Source organism: Kitasatospora sp. GP82 (assembly GCF_029892105.1).
In the GTDB taxonomy this organism is placed as follows: Bacteria; Actinomycetota; Actinomycetes; order Streptomycetales; family Streptomycetaceae; genus Kitasatospora.
In genome coordinates, this window is record NZ_JARZAJ010000025.1 from 42,066 (window position 1) to 56,488 (window position 14,423).

The 14,423-nt window shown below is 70.7% G+C and carries 12 protein-coding genes; 8 read left to right on the plus strand and 4 right to left on the minus strand.

The genetic code is table 11. The annotated features are described in order from the left end of the window. Positions 1–279 precede the first annotated feature (279 nt). The gene (locus P3T39_RS24695) at positions 280–1,929 is read right to left on the minus strand and encodes a M4 family metallopeptidase (protein WP_280701115.1); all 1,650 of its coding nucleotides are present in this window, start codon (positions 1,927–1,929) and stop codon (positions 280–282) included. 495 nt (positions 1,930–2,424) lie between these two features. Between P3T39_RS24695 and P3T39_RS24700 the strand changes: the two genes are divergently transcribed. From P3T39_RS24700 to P3T39_RS24710, 3 genes are all read left to right on the plus strand, one after another. Next, complete coding sequence (locus P3T39_RS24700; protein ID WP_280701116.1) at positions 2,425–2,952, plus strand: MarR family transcriptional regulator; 528 nt, start codon at positions 2,425–2,427, stop codon at positions 2,950–2,952. A gap of 44 nt (positions 2,953–2,996) precedes the next feature. Next, positions 2,997–3,329 (plus strand): DUF3817 domain-containing protein, encoded by a 333-nt coding sequence (locus P3T39_RS24705; protein WP_280701117.1) that lies wholly within the window; start codon positions 2,997–2,999, stop codon positions 3,327–3,329. 186 nt (positions 3,330–3,515) lie between these two features. Then, a complete protein-coding gene (locus tag P3T39_RS24710; RefSeq protein ID WP_280701154.1) occupies positions 3,516–5,201 on the plus strand; it encodes a methylmalonyl-CoA mutase family protein in 1,686 nt (561 codons plus the stop codon). 97 nt (positions 5,202–5,298) lie between these two features. On the opposite strand, the gene P3T39_RS24715 is transcribed toward P3T39_RS24710, so the two are convergent. Further along, positions 5,299–6,663, minus strand: coding sequence for a HAMP domain-containing sensor histidine kinase (locus P3T39_RS24715; RefSeq protein ID WP_280701118.1), 1,365 nt, complete (start codon positions 6,661–6,663; stop codon positions 5,299–5,301). Then, the gene (locus P3T39_RS24720) at positions 6,660–7,379 is read right to left on the minus strand and encodes a response regulator transcription factor (protein WP_280701119.1); all 720 of its coding nucleotides are present in this window, start codon (positions 7,377–7,379) and stop codon (positions 6,660–6,662) included. Before P3T39_RS24720 ends, P3T39_RS24715 begins: the two co-directional genes overlap by 4 nt. A 64-nt stretch (positions 7,380–7,443) precedes the next feature. On the opposite strand from P3T39_RS24720, the gene P3T39_RS24725 reads away from it, so the two are divergent. The 3 genes from P3T39_RS24725 (at position 7,444) to P3T39_RS24735 (ending at position 10,992) form a co-directional block, all read left to right on the plus strand. Further along, complete coding sequence (locus P3T39_RS24725; protein WP_280701120.1) at positions 7,444–8,589, plus strand: UDP-N-acetylglucosamine--N-acetylmuramyl-(pentapeptide) pyrophosphoryl-undecaprenol N-acetylglucosamine transferase; 1,146 nt, start codon at positions 7,444–7,446, stop codon at positions 8,587–8,589. Beyond that, positions 8,586–9,572 (plus strand): SDR family NAD(P)-dependent oxidoreductase, encoded by a 987-nt coding sequence (locus P3T39_RS24730; RefSeq protein ID WP_280701121.1) that lies wholly within the window; start codon positions 8,586–8,588, stop codon positions 9,570–9,572. Before P3T39_RS24725 ends, P3T39_RS24730 begins: the two co-directional genes overlap by 4 nt. Positions 9,573–9,732: 160 nt before the next feature. Beyond that, positions 9,733–10,992 (plus strand): serine hydrolase domain-containing protein, encoded by a 1,260-nt coding sequence (locus P3T39_RS24735; RefSeq protein ID WP_280701122.1) that lies wholly within the window; start codon positions 9,733–9,735, stop codon positions 10,990–10,992. A gap of 34 nt (positions 10,993–11,026) precedes the next feature. Here the strand turns inward: P3T39_RS24735 and P3T39_RS24740 are convergent, their stop codons facing one another. After that, entirely contained in the window at positions 11,027–11,662 is a 636-nt protein-coding gene (locus P3T39_RS24740; RefSeq protein WP_280701155.1) for a TetR/AcrR family transcriptional regulator, read from the minus strand. 431 nt (positions 11,663–12,093) lie between these two features. On the opposite strand from P3T39_RS24740, the gene trxA reads away from it, so the two are divergent. Both trxA and P3T39_RS24750 read left to right on the plus strand, forming a co-directional pair. Next, positions 12,094–13,086 (plus strand): thioredoxin, encoded by a 993-nt coding sequence (gene trxA / locus P3T39_RS24745; RefSeq protein ID WP_280701123.1) that lies wholly within the window; start codon positions 12,094–12,096, stop codon positions 13,084–13,086. Positions 13,087–13,765: 679 nt separating this feature from the next. Then, entirely contained in the window at positions 13,766–14,398 is a 633-nt protein-coding gene (locus P3T39_RS24750) for a DUF6230 family protein (RefSeq protein WP_280701124.1), read from the plus strand. Positions 14,399–14,423 lie beyond the last annotated feature (25 nt).

Here is a 14,423-nt window from a genome sequence, read left to right on the forward strand (position 1 = left end):
ATCGGGCAAAACGCCGGGGCGGGGCAGAGGGTTCCTGTTCGAACGGAGCCGGAACGACGGCCGAAATCGAGTAACCGGCCTCCCTGGTATGTGCATTGCCGTAACATTGTGAACATTTGATGTCCTGGTATGTACCGGAAACAGAGGTTGGCGGGACTTCGCCAAGATGTTCCCTTGTCCTGCCCATGACCTGGCTGCTAGCCGTGTCCTGGCCGGCAACGCACAGCAGCCGGGCTCCCGTTGACGGGAGCCCGGCTGCTGCGGTGATACGACGAGTCGTCAGCCGACGTTGACGGCCGTCCAGACCGCGGCTACCTGCTTGTACTCGGTGGAGCCGGTGCCGCCGTACAGATCGGCGGCCGCCTTCAGGGTCGCGACGCGCGCGGCCTTGTAGTCGGTGGTCGAGGTGAAGTAGGTGGTCAGCGCGCGGTACCAGATCTTCAGGGCCTTGTCGCGGCCGATGCCCGCGACGGCGGCGCCGTTGTAGGTGGGGCTGTTGTAGCTGACCCCGTTGATGGTCTTGGCGCCGCTGCCCTCGGACAGCAGGTAGAAGAAGTGGTTGGCGACGCCCGAGGAGTAGTGGACGTCCAGGTTGCCGACCGAGGGGGACCAGTAGTCGGCGGAGCGGCCGTCCTTGGAGGGCTTGTCCAGGTAACGGAGCGGGGCGCCGTTGCCGAAGATGTTGATCTTCTCGCCGATGAGGTAGTTCGGCGGGTTGGCGGGCAGGTTGGCGAACCACTCGACGCCGGTGCCCATGATGTCCGAGGTGGCCTCGTTCAGACCGCCGGACTCACCCGAGTAGTTGAGGCCCGCGGTGTGCGAGGTCACGCCGTGGGTCATCTCGTGGCCGGCCACGTCCAGCGCGGTCAGCGGGTGGGTGTTGCCGGCACCGTCGCCGTACGTCATGCAGAAGCAGCTGTCGTCCCAGAACGCGTTGATGTAGTTCTGGCCGTAGTGGACGCGGCTGAAGGCGCCGACACCGTCGTTGCGGATGCCGCTGCGGCCGAAGGTCTTCTTGTAGAAGTCCCAGGTGGCCGCCGCACCGTACTGGGCGTCCACGGCGGCGGACTGGCTGTTGCTGACCTGCCCGGTGCCCCAGCGGTTGTCGGTGTCGATGAACAGCGTGCCCTTGCCCGAGGTGCCGTTCTTCAGCGTGGTGGTGTACTGGTTGCCGCGCGTCGGGTCCTTCAGCTGGAACCACGTCTTGTACGGCGTGGTGGTCAGCCGGACGGTGCCGTCGGATATGCCCCGGCCGGTGCCGGCCGCACCCGCGGTCTGGATCTCCTCGTGGGTGGAGAGCACCTCGCCGGTGGTGGCGTCGGTCACCAGCTGCTGGCGGCTCGGGGTGCCGTCGGTGCGCACGCCCTCGACGGTCGTCCGGTACGCCAGGCGCGGGGTGCCGGAGGTGGCCCACACGACCAGCGCCGGGGAGCCGGTCGAGCCGATCTCCTTGAGGGCGGCACTGTCCTCGTCCTCGGCTATGCCGACGGTGGCCTTCACCGCGCCGGTCGCCTTGGCGGCGGACTGGCCGGCGGAGAGCTTCGGGGTCAGGCTGGCCAGCGCGAGCTTGCCGTCGAGGGCGCGGTCCACCGAGGTGATGTTGCCCTTGGCGTCCTGGTGCACGACCAGGTCGCCGCCGATCACCGGGAGCCCGCCGAGGGTGCGCTCGTAGCGCAGGTGGCGGGTGCCGTCGGCGTCGACCACGGCGTCCTTGGCGACCAGCTTCTCCTGGCTGCCCAGGCCGAGCGCCTTGGCGGCGGCCGAGGCCTGGGTGTCGGCGAGAGCGATCAGCTCGGCGGGCTGCTGGGTGGCCACTGCGTCACCGGCGGGAGCGGACAGAGCCTGCGCGGTTCCGGTGCCGACCTGGATCGCACCGGCGAGAATCGCCGAGGCGGAGAGAACGGCGCCAACCCTAAGCTTTCGCTTCAACTATGGATTCCTTCCATTTCAACCGCTTTTGCGCGGTTGTGCCTCGTTCCGGGGCGCCAGGGATTGGTGCCGACTGGGGCGAAACGGGCGCTGACGTGTGCTGCTCCGTGCGGTCGGGCGGCAGCGGCCGGAGGGTGGGGCGGCCTATGCCGTACGGGGCCGGCCAGAAGCATGGCGACCATGCTGATGGAGTGACAAATATTTAGCAGGACTTGGCAGAATCGCGCCACGTCATTGGCGCTCCACGCTGCTGAAAGAGCGTCAGGTTAGCGGAGGAATCGGGCATATCGTCGCCACTGCCGGGCGGTATTTGAACAAATCGAGACCTTATGGCCGTTAAATTCGACTAACTTCGACTGCCCGTCGCAACATTGGCGCGAATTTGTGCCGGCTTTATGTCCTGGTTTGCGGCATTGGCAGGTCGGCCCGTGCCGCCGCCGTCCACCATCGTGGACACCGGGCACCTGCTTCCGGGAGCGCCGGTACGGTGGGGAGGTGGCCAAGCCCCTCGCTCTCGACTTCGACCCGATCGCCCGCGCCGACCAACTCTGGACGCGCCGCTGGGGAAATGTCCCCGCCATGGCGGCGATCACCTCGGTGATGCGCGCGCACCAGATCCTGCTCTCCCGGGTGGACGCGGTGGTCAAGCCCTTCGGGCTGACCTTCGCCCGGTACGAGGCTCTGGTGCTGCTCACCTTCAGCCGGACCGGGGAGCTCTCCCTCTCCAAGATCGGCGAGCGGCTGATGGTCCATCCGACCAGCGTCACCAACACCATCGACCGCCTGGAGCGGGCCGATCTGGTCTCGCGCCGCCCCAACCCGCTGGACGGCCGCGGCGTGCTCGCGGCCATCACCGAGCGCGGCCGGAGCGTGGTCGAGGAGGCCACCAGGGCGCTGATGGCGATGGACTTCGGCCTGGAGGGCTACGACGAGGAGCAGTGCGAGCAGGTCTTCGAGCTGCTCAGGCCGCTGCGGGTGGCAGCCGGGGACTTCTCCGCCCCGCAGGACGCGTCCGCAGAGTAGGGGTCGGGCAAAGGCACCCGAAGCGGACGGTTACTCTCGATGGCATGAAGCAGAGTGTGCTGACCCGATACCGGACGATGGCCTACGTCACGGGTGTCCTCCTGATCCTGCTGACCCTCGGTGTGATCGCCAAGTACGTGCTCGGCATCTCGGGTGCGGCCGGCTTCACCACCGCCGTCGGTATCGCGCACGGCTGGCTGTACGTCGTCTACCTGGTCCTCGCCTTCGACCTCGGCAGCAAGGCGAAGTGGCCGCTCGGCAAGCTCGCCTGGGTGCTGCTGGCCGGGACGATCCCGACCGCCGCCTTCTTCGTCGAGCGCAGGGTCTCCCGCGAGGTGGCGCCCCTGGTCGCCGGCCCGGAGCCGGTCAACGCCTGACCTGCACACAACGCCGAAGGGCGCCCTCTCCCGCAGTCGGGGAGGGCGCCCTTCGGCGTTGTGTGCCGCTGCTCGGCCGGGTCGGCCATCGACAGATACTAGGACGTCCGAGTAAATTGGTAGGACGTCCTAGTAGCTGTGTCGTCCCCTCGCGGTGGCGGCCGTACGGAGTGGAGTTCGGAGTCGATGGACGCCGAGGAGATCGAGGCCGGCCGGCAGCGCTGGCAGCAGCGCTACGACAAGGCCCGCAAGCGCGACGCGGACTTCACCACCCTGAGCGGTGACGACGTCGCCCCGGTCTACGGCCCGCCCGCCGGGCAGCCGTACGAGGGCTTCGAGCGGATCGGCTGGCCGGGCGAGTACCCGTACACCCGCGGCCTGCACCCGACCGGCTACCGGGGCCGCACCTGGACCATCCGCCAGTTCGCGGGCTTCGGAAACGCCGAGCAGACCAACGAGCGCTACCGGATGATCCTGGAGGCGGGCGGTGGCGGCCTCTCCGTCGCCTTCGACATGCCCACCCTGATGGGGTACGACTCCGACGACGCCAAGTCGCTCGGTGAGGTCGGCCACTGCGGCGTCGCCATAGACTCCGCCGCCGACATGGAGGTGCTCTTCAACGGCATCCCGCTCGGCGAGGTCACCACCTCGATGACGATCAGCGGCCCGGCCGTCCCGATCTTCTGCATGTACCTGGTCGCCGCCGAGCGCCAGGGCGTCGATCCCGGCGTGCTCAACGGCACCCTGCAGACCGACATCTTCAAGGAGTACATCGCGCAGAAGGAGTGGCTCTTCGCCCCCGAGCCGCACCTGCGCCTGATCGGCGACCTGATGGAGCACTGCGCCGCCAACATCCCGGCGTACAAGCCGCTCTCGGTCTCCGGCTACCACATCCGCGAGGCCGGGGCGACGGCTGCGCAGGAACTCGCCTACACCCTGGCGGACGGCTTCGGCTACGTCGAGCTGGGCCTGTCGCGCGGCCTGGACGTGGACGTCTTCGCCCCCGGCCTCTCCTTCTTCTTCGACGCCCACCTCGACTTCTTCGAGGAGATCGCCAAGTTCCGCGCCGCCCGCCGGATCTGGGCCCGCTGGATGAGAGAGCGCTACGGCGCCAAGACCGACAAGGCCCAGTGGCTGCGCTTCCACACCCAGACCGCCGGTGTCTCGCTCACCGCCCAGCAGCCGTACAACAACGTGGTGCGCACCGCCGTCGAGGCGCTCTCCGCCGTCCTCGGCGGCACCAACTCCCTGCACACCAACGCCCTGGACGAGACCCTCGCGCTGCCGTCCGAGCAGGCCGCGGAGATCGCGCTGCGCACCCAGCAGGTGCTGATGGAGGAGACCGGCGTCGCCAACGTCGCGGACCCGCTCGGCGGCTCCTGGTACGTCGAGGCGCTCACCGACCGGATCGAGGCCCAGGCCGAGGAGATCTTCCAGCGCATCCTCGACAAGGGCAGCGCCGACCACCCGATCGGGCCGATGACCTCCGGCATCCTGCGCGGGATCGAGGAGGGCTGGTTCACCGGCGAGATCGCCGAGGCCGCGTTCCAGTACCAGCAGGCCTTGGAGAAGGGCGAGAAGCGCGTGGTCGGCGTCAACTGCCATCCGCGCAGCGTCACCCCCGAACTGGAGATTCTCCGGGTCAGCCACGAGGTCGAGCGCGAGCAGGTGCGGGTCCTCGGTGCCCGCAAGGCCGCCCGCGACGAGGCCGCCGTCAAGGCCGGCCTGGACGCGATGCTCGCCGCCGCCCGCTCCGGCGAGAACATGATCCCGCCGATGCTCGACGCCGTCCGCGCGGAGGCCACTCTCGGCGAGATCTGCAACGCACTGCGCGCCGAGTGGGGCATCTACCGCGAGACCGCATCGTTCTGACACCAACCCCTCAGCGCTGAGGGGCGACCAGGCAGAGCCCCGCGCCCCTTGGAAGTTGCCCCTTGCCGCTGAGGGGTTGCCCCTTGTCCGTGAGGGTTCACGCAGTCGGGGGCAGCGCCAGGCGGAACAGCGCGCCGCCGCCCGGGGCCGAGTGTGCCGTGAGCTCGGAGCCGTGGGCGCGGGCGATCTGGCGGGCCATGGCCAGGCCGAGGCCCGAGCCGGGGAGGGCGCGGGCCGCCGAGGCCCGGTAGAAGCGGTCGAAGACGTACGGGAGGTCCTCCGGGGCGATGCCGGGGCCGTGGTCGCGGACGGTCAGTTCACCGGCCGTGAGCGTCACCTCCACCGGGCCGCCCGGCGGGCTGAACTTCGCCGCGTTGTCCAGCAGGTTGCCCACCAGCCGCACCAGCCGGGCCGGCACCCCGGGCAGTGTCGGGTCACCCTGCGACGCGTACTCGAAGGCGATGGCGGGCCAGTGGCCCCGGGCGGTCTCCACGCAGTGGGCCACCAGGGGGCCGAGCCGGACCAGCTCCACCAGTGCCTGCGGCTCCTCGTCCCTGGCCAGTTCGATCAGGTCGTTCACCAGACCGGTCACCTCGCGCAGCTGCCGCTGCAGCCCGGCCGTCGCCCTGCCGCGCTGCTCGGGTGTCAACTGTTCGGCCTTGGCGAGCAGTTCGGCGTTGGTGCGCAGTGCGGTGAGCGGGGTGCGCAGCTCGTGCGAGGCGTCCGCGACCAGTCGGCGCTGGGCGGCCACCGACTGCTCCAGCTCGCCCAGCATCGCGTTGAACGCCCCTGCCAGCCGGGTGACTTCGTCCTCGCTGCGGCCCTCGGGGAGGTCGATCCGGACCGTCGCGTCCCGGGTGGCCGCGATCCGCTCGGCCGTCGCCGTCAGCCGGGCGACCGGCGCCAGGCCGGTGCGGGCGACCGCGTAGCCGAGCACCCCGGCGAGCAGTACCCCGGCCCCGGCGACCGCCGCCATCAACTCCCCGGCCTGGCGTACCCCTTGCTGTACGGCGTCCGAGCGCAGTGCCACCTGCACCGCCTTGCCGGGGGCGAAGTGGGCGGTCAGCATCCGGGCGGGGTGCCCGCTCACCGTGATGCCGCTGTAGTAGCCGCCGCGCTGCCCCGCCGCGACCGCCCGGGTGGCCGGGGCGACGGGCAGCAGGTACGGCGTGGCCGGATCCCTGGCCGGGTCGGCCGACACGATCTGGGTGCAGGCGGGCGCCGCCAGGTATCCGCACTCCGCGTAGAGCACCTGCGGGCCCTCGCCCCGGTTCTGCTGCTGGACCAGGGTGGCGTGCTGGGTGAGCTGGAGATCCAGCTGGTGCACCAACTCGTAGCGCATGATGGTGAATCCGGCCGTGCAGACCCCCAGCGTGACCAGTGCGACCGCAGCCGAGGTGGCCAGCGCCAGCCGGGTGCGCAGCGGTCTGCGGCGGCGCCAGCGGGCGTGCTGGGCCCTCATGGCGCGTCCAGCCGGTAGCCGACGCCGTGTACGGTGTGCACCAGTCGTGGCTCGCCGGCGGCCTCCAGCTTGCGGCGCAGGTAACCGATGTACACGGCAAGGGAGTTGGAGTCGGGGCCGAAGTCCGCGCCCCAGACCCGCGCCATGATCAGCTCGCGCGGCAGTACCTGCCCCGGGTTCTGCAGCAGCAGTTCGAGCAGTGCGAACTCGGTGCGGGAGAACTCCAGCGCCCGGCCCGCCCGGCTGCCGGTTCTGGTGACCGGGTCCACCGTCAGATCGCCCAGGACGTACCGGTGGTCCGACTCGACGGGTGCGGCCCGGCGCAGCAGGGCGCGCAGCCGGGCGGTCAGCTCGTCCAGCGCGAAGGGCTTCACCAGGTAGTCGTCGGCGCCCGCGTCCAGGCCGTCCACCCGGTCGCTGACCGAGTCCCGGGCGGTGAGCACCAGGATCGGGGTGCGGTCGCCGAGCGCCCGCAGGCGACGGCAGACCGCGAGGCCGTCCAGGACGGGCATCATCAGGTCCAGTACCAGGGCGTCCGGCTGCCAGGCCGACAGCTCGGTCAGCCCGGCGAGGCCGTCGGCGGCCCCTCGGACGGCATAGCCGGCGACGGCCAGACCGTCCTCGACGGCGGCGCGCACCTCGGGGTCGTCGTCCACCACCAGGACCTTGGGTGGGTTGCTGCTCGCGGGCACGCTGCTCATGGGGGCGCTGCTCATGGAGACAAGCCTCTCAAACCAGGCTATTAGAACTCTCTTAGGCCGACTCGCGACCGTCGGTGTCATGCGGACATCACACTTGTCGGTCGTCATCGGCGCAGGCGGTACCGGCGGCCATATCTACCCGGGCCTCGCCCTCGCCGAGGCGCTGCGCCGGGCCGACCCGGGCGCGGAGATCTCCTTCGTCGGCACCGAACGCGGCCTGGAGACCAGACTCATCCCGGAAGCCGGCTACCGGCTGCACACCGTGGACATGATCCCCTTCGACGCCTCGCTCGGCCTGAAGCGCTATCTGCTGCCCGCCGCGCTGCTGAAGTCCGGCGCTCAGTGCCGGGAGATCCTGCGGGAGCAGGGCGCGCAGGTCGCGGTCGGGATGGGCGGTTACCCGAGCGCGCCGGTCATCGTCGGGGCCCGGATGGCCGGGCTGCCCAGCGTGGTGCACGAGTCCAACGCCGTACCCGGCCGGGCCAACCGCTTCGCGGCCCGGCTCACCCCGCACCTCGCGCTGGCCTTCGACCGGACCAGGGAGCACCTGCCGCCCGGCGCCCGGGCCGAGACGGTCGGGATGCCGCTGGTCGGCGCGGTCGCCGGGCTCGACCGGGCAGCGCTGCGGGCCGAGGCAAGGGCGCGGCTCGGTGTGCCACCGGGCGCACGGCTGGTGCTGTTCAACGGCGGCAGCCTCGGCGCGGCCCGGCTCACCGAAGCGGCGGTCGGCCTCGCCGAACGCTGGCGCGGGCGGTCGGACGTCCGGCTGCTGATCAAGACCGGGCCCGCCGCGCTGGACGAGGTGCGGGCGAGGCTCGGATCCTCCCCGACCGCCCGGGCGGTGCCCTACCTGGACCGGATGGACCTCGCGTACGCCGCCACCGACCTGGTGGTCTGCCGGGCCGGCTCGTCGACCGTCGCCGAACTGGCCAGCATCGGCCTGCCCGCCGTCCTGGTCCCGTACCCGCACGCGCCGCACGACCACCAGACCCACAACGCGCGGGTGCTCTCGGACGCGGGTGCGGGCGTCCTGCTGCCCGACGGCGAGTGCACCGCCGACCGGCTGGCCGCGATCACCGAACCGCTGCTGGCCGACCCGCTGCGCCTGGCCGCGATGGGCCGCGCCGCCGACCCCGGCACCCACGCCCGCGCCGCCGACCTCCTCGCCGCCAAGGTGCTCCGCACCATCGGACGGACCTCCCCTCTCATCAGGAGCTATGCATGAACGACTGGAACGGCAAGCGCGTGCTCGTCACCGGCGCCGAAGGCTTCATCGGCAGCACGCTGGTGGACCTGCTGGTGCAGCGCGGTGCCCGGGTGCGGGCGCTGGTGCACTACAAGCCGTACGCCGAACGCGGCTACCTCGCACCGTACTTGGCGAGTGGCGAGGTGGAGATGTCGGCCGGGGACGTCCGTGACGCCGGGCGGGTGCTGGACGCCGTGGACGGCTGCGAGACGGTCTTCCACCTGGCCGCACTGATCGGCATCCCGTACAGCTACCAGTCGCCGGAGGCGTATGTGCAGACCAATGTGGTCGGCACCCAGAACGTCGCCGCCGCCTGTCTGCGGCACGGCGCACGGCTGGTCCACACCTCCACCAGCGAGGTGTACGGCACCGCCATCACCGCGCCGATCAGCGAGGAGCACCCGCTCCAGCCGCAGTCGCCGTACTCCGCCTCGAAGATCGGCGCCGACATGGCGGCGCTCTCGTACTGGCACTCCTTCGAGCTGCCGGTCACGGTGGTCCGGCCGTTCAACACCTACGGGCCGCGGCAGTCCGCGCGCGCCGTCATCCCGACCATCCTGGCCCAACTCCACTCCGGTGCGCAGGAGATCAGGCTCGGCTCGCTCACCCCGACCCGGGACTTCACCTACGCCACCGACACCGCCGAGGGCTTCCTGGCCGCTGCCACCGCCGACCGCGCGCTCGGCGAGGTCCTCAATCTCGGCACCGGCACCGAGATCTCCATCGGTGACCTCGCCCGCTCGCTGATCGCCGCCTCCGGCAAGGACGCCGAGGTCGTGGTCGACCCGGGCCGGCTGCGCCCGAGCGGCAGCGAGGTCGAACGCCTGCTCTCGGACAACACCAAGGCCCGTACCCTGACCGGCTGGCAGCCGCGGATCTCCCTCGACGAGGGGCTGCGCCTGACCTCCGATTGGGTCGCCGCCAACCTGGGTGCCTTCGCCCCGGGCCGTTACCAGGTCTGACTCCCCGTCCTGACTCCGGGTCAGCTCGGACGTCGTCCTCGGGGTGCGCTCAGGGTGTGCTCAGGGACAGTCCCTGATGATCGGCCGTACTCGCGCGGAACACACTCGTGGTCGGGCCGGTGGACCGCCGGTCCGACCACGACCATTCCGGAGCCCTACCGTGAACCCCATCGCGAGCCGCACCCGCGCGAGCCGTACCCGTTGGACGACCGTGGCCGCCGCAGGTGCCCTGCTGGTCGCCCTGGTCACCGGTGCGGCCGCGCCCGCCTCGGCGGCCCCCGTCGCCGCGCCGGGAGCCGGCGCCGTCGCCGCGCCGCTTCCCCCGCTCGATCCGGCAGCCCTCCGCCAGGCCATCGACGGGCTGCCGAACGCGGACGTCACCGGCGCGCTGGTGCGCGTCACCGGCAGCGCGGGCGACTGGTCCGGTACGTCGGGCGTGGGAGATCTGACGACGCGCCAGCCCGTGCCACAGGACGGCCACTTCCGGATCGGCAGCATCTCCAAGGTCTTCACCGCCACGGTGGTGCTCCAGCTCGCCGCCGAAAGGCGCATCGACCTCGACGGCACCGTCCAGCAGTACCTGCCGGGCGTCCTTCCCGCCGACCTCCCGCCGATCAAGGTCGGCCAACTGCTCGACCACACCAGCGGTCTGCCGCGCGGCGACAGCTCCGGCTTCGGCGACGGCAGCCCCGAGTGGTTCGCCGCCCACCGCCTCGACAGCTGGACGCCGCGGCAGGTGGTCGCCGCGCTGGCCGGCCAGCCGATGCAGTTCGCGCCCGGCACCGCGCAGCAGTACAACGGCATGAACACCTTCGTCGCCGGGCTGCTCGTCGAGAAGATCACCGGGCGCAGCTTCGCCCAGGAGGTCCAGTCCCGGATCGCTCGCCCCCTCGGCCTGAAGGACACCTACGTCCCGGACGCCAAGGACCCGCGTCTGCCGGGACCGCACTCCCACGGCTATCTGACCGTCAAGGCCCCTGACGGCAGCACGCACCCGGTCGACGTCTCGCAGCAGAGCCCCTGGCCCTGGGCCGAGGGCGGCATGATCTCCACCGCCGGGGATCTCGACCACTTCATAGGTGCGCTCTTCCGCGGCCGTCTGCTGCCCCCCGCCCAGGAGGCCGAGCTCTTCACCGTCCCCGACGTCCCCAACTTCGACAACAGCCACTGCCAGACCCCGGCAGGACCCGGAAGGGCCTGCCTGAGCATGGGGCTGATGCGCGTCAAGTCCGCCAACGGCATCGTCGTCTGGGGCAAGACCGGCTCCCGCCCCGGCTACATCAGCGGTGTCTTCGCCACCCGCGACCTGAGCCGCCGCATCGTCTACTCCCTCAACCCCACCAACCTCAACGGCACCGAGTCCCGCTACGTCCAGCGCATCGCCACCGCCGCCCTCGGCGGTGCCCCGACGGCCGGCTGACGCCACGCCGCCTCGGCAGGGCTCGACGGCGGTGTCAGCCCTGGTCCTGGTCGGCCCTCGTGGAGGTCAGGCCGGGGAGGGGGTTGAGCAGCAGGGTGGTGAAGCGGCTGATCCAGTCGGGGGTGATGGGTCGGCCGCTGACCAGCAGGCGGTGTTCGACGGTGCCCGCGATGGTGTCGAAGATGATGTCGATCTCCTCGGAGGCGGTGGCCTCGTCGCGGTCGGGGCTCAGTTCGCCGCGCAGTTGGGCCTGGGCGCGGCCCTGTTGGACGAGGCACTTCTGGGGTTCGACGATCCGTTCGCGGACGCGTCGGCGCAGCTGCGGGTCGCGGGAGCCCTCGGCGAAGAGGGCGAGCAGCGCGGCCTGGCTCTCCGGGCGGGCCAGCAGCACGGCGAACTGGGCGACCACGGCTTCGATGTCGGCCCGCAGGCTGCCCAGGTCGGCCATCTCCAGCTCGTCGAAGAGGCTGGCGACGGCATCGACCACCAGTTCGTTCTTGGACGGCCAGCGTCGGTAAAGAGTTGTCTTGGCGACGCCGGCCCGGGCGGCGACGTGGCCCATGGTCAGCCCGCCCCAGCCGAGTTCGGCGAGGGCCTCGCGGGTGGCGTCGAGGATCGCCCGGTCGGCGGCTGCGCTGCGGGGGCGGCCCTTGCCGCGCGGCGGCGACACGGCTTGGTCGTGGGCAGCGGGCTGCTGGGTGGTGGGGGCCACCGAGCCTCCTTGCTTGGGCCGGTGCGATGCACTTGCGTGCGATCTACCGGTGAGTAACGTGGGTGGGTCTGGTAACCGTAACGATTTGTCCCCCCGGCGGCAGCCGGGCGTGCGGGAAAGTGGGACAGGTCACGTCCCGCAATGCCCGGGGGGTCTTGCGGGACCGACCCCGGGTGCAGTTACGCTACGACTCGTAGCGAAAGAGCGGCAACCTCGCGTTCCGGCCCAAGGGATCGGGCGGGCGCGCGGCGCGGGTGGGGATCCGCGTCGGCTCTGCAACGCTTGAACCATGGGAGCAGGGCTCCCGACGGGGGCGGAGAAGTCGGTTCGGTGCGACCCATTCCGGCGGTTGGCGCACGTCACCCGTGCGGACGGGGGAGGATAGAGCCATGCAGCCACGGAATTCGCGTCTGAACAGTGCCGCCCTGCGTGGTGCGGTGGACCTCGCCGCAGTGAAGGCGGCCGGTGACGCCGCCCAGAAGGCCGAGCAGGCCAGGGTGGAACGAGCTCGTCAGAACGCCGCCGCTGAGGCGGCCGGGGTGGCCCCGCCGGGGGCGCCGTACGAGCTCGTCATCGATGTCACCGAGGAAACCTTCGAGACCGAGGTCGTGCAGCGCTCGGCCGAGGTGCCGGTGGTCGTCGACTTCTGGGCCGAGTGGTGCGGCCCGTGCAAGCAGCTCAGCCCGATCCTCGAGCGGCTCGCCGAGGAGTACGACGGGCGGATCGTGCTCGCCAAGATTGATGTGGACGCCAATCAGCTGATCGCCCAGCAGTTCGGCATCCAGGGCATCCCGGCCGTGATGGCCGTGGTCGCCGGTCAGCTCGTCCCGCTCTTCCAGGGCGCCGAGAACGAGGCCAACGTCCGCAAGATCCTGGATCAGTTGATCGCGGTCGCCGAGCAGCGCTTCGGCATCGTCGGTGGCGGTGTCGCCCCGGAGGGCGAGAGTCCGGCAGCCCCCCGCGTACCGGAGGACCCGGCGCTGTCCGCCGCGCACGACGCGCTCGACCGCGGTGACCTGGGCGGTGCCATCCAGGCGTACCAGAACGTGCTGGTCGACCAGCCCGGCAACACCGAGGCCAAGCTGGGCCTGGCCCAGGCGCAGCTGCTGCGCCGGGTCGAGGCGCTGGACCCGCAGGCCGTCCGTGCGGCGGCCGCCGCCGATCCGAAGAACGTCGCCGCCCAGCTGGAGGCCGCAGACCTGGACTTGGTCGGCGGCCACGTCGAGGATGCCTTCGGCCGACTGGTCGACACGGTCGGCAGGACCTTCGGCGAGGACCGGGATACCGCCCGGCTCCGGCTGCTGGAGCTCTTCGAGGTGATCGGTGCGGAGGACCCCCGGGTGGCGAAGGCCCGCACCGCGCTGGCCCGGGTGCTGTTCTGACGCGGGCGGCCGGTCCGCGTGCGACCTGCCGGGCCCTGGTGGCACGGCGGGTGACCTGCGGTGTCGCTGGGGATTTGACGACAAAGCGGTCAAAAATTCCGACCTTTATCAAATCTTGACAATGCCCTCCGGCGGTCACCTCTGGTGACCGCCGGAGCTGTTTCGTCCGTGTTTCCGCCGAATTTCGGTGACGTACATCTGCTCGATTGTCACTCTGCGTGCCGTTTCGTCCGATTTCATGATCGGCGACAGTCGCTGTTGGATTACCCGTCAGTAATGAACCCCTTGTGTTCGGGCCGGGATTCAAGCACGATCAGCCACGCCCGGTCCCCTACGAGGGGATCCCCACCGGGCAGCCGACGGCTCGGTCCTGAGGCTTGAGGGCAGGGGGGTATCCGCAGATCCCACATGCGGTTCCTGTCCTTCGCACGGCCGCGCATCCCCGCGCGGTCGCTGGTTGTCGCTCGGGGGTGGTCGCCGGTGTCATCGGTCGTACCCGCTGTCGCGAAGACAGTGGGTGCCGGGAACGGGAGTGCCGTGGTTGCGGCCGAGCCCGGGTCCGCCGATGCCCACGGCGCTCTCCGCTACCGAGGACGTAGCTCTCTCCCATCCCAGGCCCAGGTCGGTGCGGGGCGCACCGGGCGCGGTCGGAGATGTACGTCCTAGAAGGAGGACACGCATGTCCCAGACATTCGGCAAGACCCGCTGGAAGCGCTTTGCACTCGTGATGGTCCCCAGTATCGCGGCCACCGCGGCGATCGGCGTGGGCCTGGCGAACAACGCGCTGGCCGCGTCGTTCAGCATCTCCGGCCAGAAGTTCAAGGTCCAGGCGGACGATCTCCAGGGCGACAACTTCGCCCAGTACGGCGATGTCCTCCACCACACCAACGCCCAGGACCAGAACCCGAAGGCTCACGAGGCCGTTGCCGTCTCGACCTTCAGCCACGCGACCATCAAGCACCTGTGCCAGTCGGTGTCCACCGACCTCCCCTTCGGGCTCGGCAAGTGGACCCTCCAGCTGCACGCCGGTGGGGACAACAAGGACCAGTGGGTCCAGGCCGACAACCTGGTGATCGGCCTCAACAGTCTTGAGGCGGACGCCCAGTTCGACAACATCAACATCGGTCAGGACGCCTCGACCCTGCCGAGCCCGGCCAAGGGCATGCCCGGACTGTTCGGCCAGGCCGCGACGCACGCCCACCTGACCAACGTGAAGCAGACCGCCTGGTCGACCTCGGCCAGCAGCTTCTCGCTCAACGGCCTGAAGCTGGGCCTGGCCCAGGGCGACGGCCCGAGCGTCGAGTGCTTCTAGGCCACTGACGGCCGACGGTGCTCCG

Bases quoted from the DNA above. Each gene is read 5' to 3' on its own strand.
- P3T39_RS24705 (WP_280701117.1), top strand. From the start codon at position 2,997: ATGAAGCAGAGTGTGCTGACCCGATACCGGACGATGGCCTACGTCACG.
- P3T39_RS24710 (WP_280701154.1), top strand. From the start codon at position 3,516: ATGGACGCCGAGGAGATCGAGGCCGGCCGGCAGCGCTGGCAGCAGCGC.
- P3T39_RS24715 (WP_280701118.1), bottom strand. From the start codon at position 6,663: ATGAGGGCCCAGCACGCCCGCTGGCGCCGCCGCAGACCGCTGCGCACC.
- P3T39_RS24720 (WP_280701119.1), bottom strand. From the start codon at position 7,379: ATGAGCAGCGCCCCCATGAGCAGCGTGCCCGCGAGCAGCAACCCACCC.
- P3T39_RS24725 (WP_280701120.1), top strand. From the start codon at position 7,444: ATGCGGACATCACACTTGTCGGTCGTCATCGGCGCAGGCGGTACCGGC.
- P3T39_RS24730 (WP_280701121.1), top strand. From the start codon at position 8,586: ATGAACGACTGGAACGGCAAGCGCGTGCTCGTCACCGGCGCCGAAGGC.
- trxA (WP_280701123.1), top strand. From the start codon at position 12,094: ATGCAGCCACGGAATTCGCGTCTGAACAGTGCCGCCCTGCGTGGTGCG.
- P3T39_RS24750 (WP_280701124.1), top strand. From the start codon at position 13,766: ATGTCCCAGACATTCGGCAAGACCCGCTGGAAGCGCTTTGCACTCGTG.